The 6,689-nt window shown below is 46.7% G+C and carries 5 protein-coding genes; 1 reads left to right on the top strand and 4 read right to left on the bottom strand.

Annotated features, from left to right (window positions below; translation table 11 throughout):
• Window positions 1–55 precede the first annotated feature (55 nt).
• Window positions 56–322 carry a hypothetical protein gene (locus tag C7B77_RS20685; protein WP_146138424.1) on the bottom strand — a complete coding sequence of 89 codons (267 nt, stop codon included), beginning with the start codon at window positions 320–322 and terminating at the stop codon, window positions 56–58.
• Between the two features lie 404 nt (window positions 323–726).
• Between C7B77_RS20685 and C7B77_RS20680 the strand changes: the two genes are divergently transcribed.
• Window positions 727–4,422 (top strand): WD40 domain-containing protein, encoded by a 3,696-nt coding sequence (locus C7B77_RS20680; protein WP_106309234.1) that lies wholly within the window; start codon window positions 727–729, stop codon window positions 4,420–4,422.
• Window positions 4,423–4,598: 176 nt separating this feature from the next.
• Here C7B77_RS20680 and C7B77_RS20675 read toward each other — a convergent pair whose 3' ends face one another.
• The 3 genes from C7B77_RS20675 to C7B77_RS20665 all read right to left on the bottom strand — a co-directional run bounded on the left by C7B77_RS20675 (window position 4,599) and on the right by C7B77_RS20665 (window position 6,201).
• On the bottom strand, window positions 4,599–5,063 hold the full coding sequence (locus tag C7B77_RS20675) for a GNAT family N-acetyltransferase (protein ID WP_106309243.1): 465 nt from the start codon (window positions 5,061–5,063) through the stop codon (window positions 4,599–4,601).
• Entirely contained in the window at window positions 5,063–5,539 is a 477-nt protein-coding gene (locus C7B77_RS20670) for a GNAT family N-acetyltransferase (RefSeq protein ID WP_106309231.1), read from the bottom strand. The genes C7B77_RS20675 and C7B77_RS20670 overlap by 1 nt, the downstream gene beginning before the upstream one ends.
• A 209-nt stretch (window positions 5,540–5,748) precedes the next feature.
• Window positions 5,749–6,201, bottom strand: coding sequence for a cupin domain-containing protein (locus C7B77_RS20665; RefSeq protein ID WP_106309240.1), 453 nt, complete (start codon window positions 6,199–6,201; stop codon window positions 5,749–5,751).
• Window positions 6,202–6,689 lie beyond the last annotated feature (488 nt).

The following is a 6,689-nucleotide window of genomic DNA, read 5'->3' as shown; positions in this document are numbered from 1 at the left end:
ACCGTGTAAATGTATTTTTTAACGGTAACGTTGATTAATTTTCTCTCACTCAGATTTAACATTTAGACAGGTATCGTTCTACTGCCCTCACTTTACGGACAAATAAAGGGCGTGGTTCCCCTGCACCATAAATTCTGAGTACTAGGTCTTCATGGCTGGGATCGGAGTCTAATACCTGTCCATTTTCAAACCAAACGTACTGGTTCAGATATGCTTCAACGATCTGGGGTTTGGCTCGATCGAACAGATCGGCTTGCTGTTCCATGTAGGCTAAGATTTCGGCTGGATCTGTACTAATGCGATCGGATCTAGCAATGGTCATACTCGGTTTCCAAAGATATTCACTTGGCTGAAATTGCAACCATACAATCATTTTAGTCGTTGGCGTAGCCTCTCCGTTAGGAGAATCGATTCTCCGTGAGGAGAATCACATCCAGATCGCCGCTACTAAGTTCTCTTGCTCTGGCGGGAAGGGAGTAGCAGTTTTAGTCGTTATTGATTTTCAAACTGAAACTCCCAAAACTTTTAAAATCAGCGGTAATAGCCTTCAATTTCAGTTTGCAGGTGAGAAAGTCGATCGATAGTCATAGAGTCTTTCAGGTTAAGCGGTGGGGAGACACTACAGATAGCATACCCAACTCCACAATCTTTGGCGTAGTATCTCAAAACAATCATCGAATTATTCAGATTAGAATAAGACTAGATATTCAGGCAGGGTCTTGGCAAATGACAGCGGATGAAGCCTTAGCATTACTCGACACACTGCTCCCAGCACAAAGCCTGCGCGATCTTCAAGAGCAAGTCTTTCGTTATACCTGGGAGGGGTGGACTTATGCACGTATTGCCGAGCGAGTCGGTTATGACATGGGCTATGTCCGCGATGTCGGCTATGCACTGTGGCAACAGTTGAGTCAAGCACTCGGCGAACCAGTCACTAAAAGTAATTTGCAAGCTGTCATGCGCCGTCAGCGCGATCGCACAGCACTTGTCGAAGTGTCCGCACAGCCGAATCGCTCTCCCAAATTAGTGGTGCCAGAAGTTGCCCCTGCTTCACCCCCAGAAAGAGATTGCTACTGGGGAGAGCAGATCGATGTTTCTAGCGTCATTGGGCGCGAAACCGAACTCCAGCAGTTGGAAATGTGGCTGGCGGGCAATTCCGATCTTGATTCCCTGGAGTCCCCTTGTCGGCTGATTTCGATCGTGGGGATGGGAGGTATGGGTAAAACTTCACTAGCAGCCCTCCTCACTCAAAAGTTAGCTGCCGATCGAAAATTCGAGCGGATCTTCTGGCAATCTCTCCGCAATGCCCCGCCACTGGATAAAGTTCTCGTTCAGCTCATTGCCTTTGTCTCCCGCCAACAGCAAACCGAACCTGCGGATACCGTAGATGCTCAGATCTCCCAATTGATGGCATATTTACGCACTACGCGTTGTCTGCTCGTTTTTGATAATTTTGAGTCGATTCTCGCCGATGGTGGTTATCGCGACGGTTATGCTGGCTATAGCGAACTCCTGCGTCGGATTGCTACCGAACATCATGCTAGTTGTCTAATATTAACCAGTCGGGAAAAGCCTAAAACTTTACTTCATTTAGAAGGGGAATCTACGGCAGTTTGCACATTAGATTTACTTGGCTTGAGTGAAACAGAAGTAGCCGAGATCGGAACTGCAAATGGTTGTCATACAGATAATGCCAATGATTGGCAGCAGTTACAGCAATCTTATTCTGGCAACCCGTTAGCAATTAAAATTGCAGCGACGACGATTCGAGATCTATTCGATGGTAGCGTGAGCGCGTTTTTAGAACAGGGGGTAATTCTCTGTAATGGAATCGATGCTTTACTAGCACAGCAATTCGAGCGATTATCCGAGATCGAGCAACAGGTATTGTACTGGTTGGCGATCGGACGCGAAGCTGTATCGATCTCGCAACTATTAGCCGACTTTATTCCGAGCGGGTATAGAGCGCAAGTAATGAGCGCATTACAATCATTAGCTAGGCGAAGTCTAATCGAACAAAGTTCTGGCGGCTTTACCTTGCAACCCGTGGTAATGGAGTATGTCACTGCCGTATTAATCGAGCAGATTTGCGAAGAAATTACGACTCTTGAAGTGGCAATCTTCAATAGTCATGCACTGATTCAGGCTCAGACTAAAGATTATGTGCGGGAAAGTCAAGTGCGGATGATTTTAGTCCCGCTGGTCGAAAGACTCACGGGTAAATTGCGATCGAAACTAGAGATTAAGCAACAACTCGATCGCTTATTAGTTAAACTGCGATTGGAATTTGCGGGGACTAGTGGCTATGCGGGGGGTAATCTGATTAACCTCTATCGTCACTTGCAAATTGACTTGAGTGGGTACGATTTTTCTGGTCTGTGTATTTGGCAAGCTTATCTGCTCGGAATCGATTTACACGACATTAATTTTGCCGATACTGATGTAGCCAAGTCAGTTTTTACTGAAACCTTTGGTAGCATTAACTCACTAGCTTTAAGTCCAGATGGCAACTATCTTGCTAGTGGTGGTTTTAACGGCGATATTTACTTGTGGGATACGCACACTCATCAACTTCAGTCGATCTTGAAAGGTCACATCAGTTTAGTTCATTCACTGACTTACGCCTCTGTTCGCCTAGCGTCTTCAGCGGAGGATCGCCAGATACTGGCAAGCGGCAGTTTCGATGGCACCGTCAGAATCTGGGATTTAGACACTAGTGAGTGCTTGAAGACACTTACCGACCATACCCAGGCGGTATACTCAGTATCATTTAGTCCAGATGGCAAAATCTTGGCAAGTGGTAGCGATGATAGCTCCATCAAAATTTGGGATGTCAACAGTGGGGAGTGTTTGAATAGCCTCCAGTATGAAGATGGGATCGACCCCCAAGATGTCAAGTGTATTGCATTTTGTGTAGATGGTCGCACCATTGCCAGCGGCTGTTCTCAGGGCACTATTCACCTCTGGCAAATCCAGAACGGTAGGCATGGAAAGTACTGGAAAATGCTGGCGGGTCATCAAGGCTGGGTTTGGTCTGTAGTATTTAGTCCAGATGGCAAGTTTCTAGCCAGCGGCAGCGATGATACTACAGTCAAAATCTGGGAGATCGATACTGGTGAGTGTTTGGGAACTTTAGTAGGGCACAAAAATGAAGTGAAATCGGTAGCCTTCGATCGCGATGGTCGAAGGCTCATCAGCAGTGGCAAGGATCGTACCATCAAAATTTGGGATATTCAAACTCAAGAGTGCGAGCAGACGCTCATCGGTCATGAGAACGGGCTATGGTCGATCGCCGTCGATCTGAATCGTCAGCTCTTTGCCAGCGGCGGCCAAGACCGCATGATTAGATTTTGGAGTCTAGAGACTGGTCAATGTCTCAAGGTTTTACAGGGGTACTCAAATGCGCTCTTTGCGATCGTCTTTGTCCCGACAGTTCATTTACCAGAATCGATCGACCCAAATATTGCGAACCCACCCATATTAATCGCTGGTGGATACTTCGATAAGATGCTCAGACTTTGGAATATTCAAAATAGTGAATATAGGAGTTTTCGAGGTCACACTGACGCGATTAGAGCAGTGGCAGTGAGTCCAGATGGTCGATTCCTAGCTGGTGGCGGTAGCAATGGAGATCCGAAGATTAAACTCTGGAGCGTGCAGGATGGCCAGTGCCTCAGAAATTTATCCGGTCATAGCTACGAAATCCGCTCGATGGCTTTCAGTTCGGACGGTCGAATTCTTGCCAGTGGCAGTACCGATCGCACCATTAGACTTTGGAGTACCCAAACGGGTGAGTGCCTCCAGATTTTGACAGGGCACACGCATTGGGTGATGTCATTAGCGTTTGGCTTCCAGCCAGATATCCTGGTTAGTGCTAGTGGCGATCGCACGATTAACTTTTGGAATATCCACACGGGTGAATGTCTGCGGACTTGGCAGGTGGGCAGAGGGATTTGCACGATCTCGTTTAGCCCCAGCGGCGATATTTTGGCTAGTGGTAGTAGCGATCGCACGATTGGACTTTGGAGCATAGCTACGGGTGAATGTTTCCAGGTTTTGCGGGGTCATACGGACATTGTGATGTCTGTGGCTTTTAGTCCAGATGGACGATTGCTAGCCAGCGGCAGTTTCGATCGCACCGTCAGACTTTGGGATCTCCACACGGGTGAATGTCTGCAAGTATTAGAGGGACACGAAAGTGGAGTATTCTCGGTAGCTTTCATCCCTCAACATGGCATCGCTCGACAGTTGCTAGCTAGTTCTAGTGCTGATGCCACCATTCGGATTTGGGATATTGCTACGGGTGAATGCGTCAAAATCCTCCGCGCTCCTCGACCCTATGAGGGGATGAATATTCGGGGCATCCAAGGATTGACTGCCGCCCAACAAGAGAATTTAATCGCGTTAGGCGCGACCTTATAAAATCTACTAGCGATCTTTGAGGGCGATCTTCATCTAGAAACGTTTATGTTACATCCGTGCTAAAGGAATCAATCGATCGTAATTCTGTTTAAGGTTCCCAATCGCCCGCAGCACATAACATCGAACGATTAACAGACAACCTGGCTCGGCGTGGATTGGGGTTGTGATGCTATATTCTACAGGAGCTTTTCCATTGCGTAGTTGATGAATGTTTCCCCCCGATGAGTCACCTCTTGCTCTTTAACCACTGAAAAACCCATGCGCTGGAAAAACGACTTTGCAGTAATGCTTGCCTCTGTAAATAATCGGCTCACTGACAACTCCACTGCTTTGGCTTCAATTGCCTGATAGATTTGTCTGCCTACGCCGCAACGTTGATAGTTTTTGTGGCAGTAAAAGCAGTCGATATGACCATTTGGTTCTAGCTCTCCAAAACCAGCGATCGCACCCTCATCATCAGCAACATAGGTGAATCGGCTCGAACACACCTCTACCCAGTTTCTAAAGTAGATATCTTCAGGTGCCCACGCCCTAACCTGCTTGCTTGAGTAATCGCGGACATTAATTTCACGAACTGTTTCATGGAACAGTCGCGCTATTTGTTCGGCATCCTGTGTTTCAAACAACCGGATCTCAATCATCATCGTACTCCTTTTCTAGATCGCAATTCACATCGCATCACAAGTTCGCCGTTCTCTTCTTGTCCAGTATAGACAAAACCCATCTTTTCGTAGAACGAACCGGGACTACCTTTGGCTGGCACGCAACTTGTTTCGATCGCATCCCCTCCAGGGCGCGTCTTGACGTGTGCGAAGAACAACTCTAACGCCTTTCGCCCGTAACCACGACCTTGGTATCGATCGTCTATCATAAAACGCCAAAGAAAGTAGTCTTGCCGAACTACGTCGTCTTCCAACATCAAAAAACCGACTGGCACATCACCAGCGTAGATTGCGCGGAACCAAGCAACCTCTGGATTAAAATGTGCTTCTGCAATAGACATGGCGTTGGATGCTACAAATTGCTCTTGGTACGGGGCTACCTTTAAGCGGACGATATCGCGCCAGTTGTCTTTAGTTATCTCGCGCAGTGTTACTTCAATGCTGGACTCGGACATACAAAGTATCCTCACGAATATCGATCGATTCCTCCTAAAAAGATCTTAAATGGGTTTTATAAAATCCGCTGGCGATCTTTTAGGACGACGATCGGTGTATATGAGCATTGTTAAGCAGATCGATCGAGCTAAAACTTCGATAACTTTAATGCGATCTTTTGGAAAATTCTCAATCGTAATTTTTCTCCCATTGTTTAGGTAAATAGTTACTATTGAGGTTGCAAATTATATTTCTCGCAGATCTCTTGCACGACGATCGGATCGGGTGGGAAACTGGTAATTCGCGCACCAGCTTCTCGATAGAATGCTTCGGCAATAGTAGGTGAGACGACGATTAGCACGCGCGCTACGGGAGAAACTATTTTAAAAGCGTGAACGACATTGGCTGGGAAATGGGCAACTGCGCCAGCACCGATCGTTGCATACCGATCGCCGATTTGGATGTCTAATTCGCCCTCTAGGATGTAGAACGTCTCTTCCCAGGGATGGTTGTGGGCAGGTGCCGCACCACCAACGGTATCGGTCATTTCAAACATCGCATAACGACTGTTGGTATCTTCAGTTGTGATTTTCCACACTACTGTGTGAGTTACCAGTTGGTGCGATTCACCTTCGCCAGATGCGAGGATTTTGGGGTTGGCATGAGTTAATTTAGGTGTCATAATTTTGCTCCAGGGATTAATTTTTGGCAATCTTTTAGGGATCGGGGTGCATGGGCATTGTTAGGCAGCTTCATTGAGATTACAGACCATCATAATCGTAAATATTAGTCAATGCAGAAGCTAGTGTTGGCAAAGCCTCGTAGCACGAGAATCGATCGCGACGATAAAAAGTGAGGCTACGCCAAAGATCGATCGTCAGTTGGAGAATCTATGGCGTTACCTTGGTTGATGAAATATTTAGCAGCACAGCTCAATTTACAAACCATTGGCATTGCAGTCTCCCATCAATCGATCGCCATTGCATCGTAAAACGATGATTTTTGGAGTTACGATCGAGTGAATTAACAGAATTAGAGCGGACTTTATTTGGTTCGACAATTGTGAGTTTCATGGTATTTGTTTGGGTGAGAGATAGTAAGTGAATGCGATTAAAAGCACTGTATTAATCGAGATTGCCACCGCCAGTCGATCGAACCGTGCCGACGAGC

Origin of the sequence: Chamaesiphon polymorphus CCALA 037 (assembly GCF_003003845.1) — a bacterium.
GTDB lineage: Bacteria > Cyanobacteriota > Cyanobacteriia > Cyanobacteriales > Chamaesiphonaceae > Chamaesiphon > Chamaesiphon polymorphus.
Note: the sequence above shows the minus strand (reverse complement) of the source record. Positions and strands in the feature narration are given on the sequence as shown.

Bases quoted from the DNA above. Each gene is read 5' to 3' on its own strand.
- C7B77_RS20665 (WP_106309240.1), bottom strand. From the start codon at position 6,201: ATGACACCTAAATTAACTCATGCCAACCCCAAAATCCTCGCATCTGGC.
- C7B77_RS20675 (WP_106309243.1), bottom strand. From the start codon at position 5,063: ATGATTGAGATCCGGTTGTTTGAAACACAGGATGCCGAACAAATAGCG.
- C7B77_RS20680 (WP_106309234.1), top strand. From the start codon at position 727: ATGACAGCGGATGAAGCCTTAGCATTACTCGACACACTGCTCCCAGCA.
- C7B77_RS20685 (WP_146138424.1), bottom strand. From the start codon at position 322: ATGACCATTGCTAGATCCGATCGCATTAGTACAGATCCAGCCGAAATC.
- C7B77_RS20670 (WP_106309231.1), bottom strand. From the start codon at position 5,539: ATGTCCGAGTCCAGCATTGAAGTAACACTGCGCGAGATAACTAAAGAC.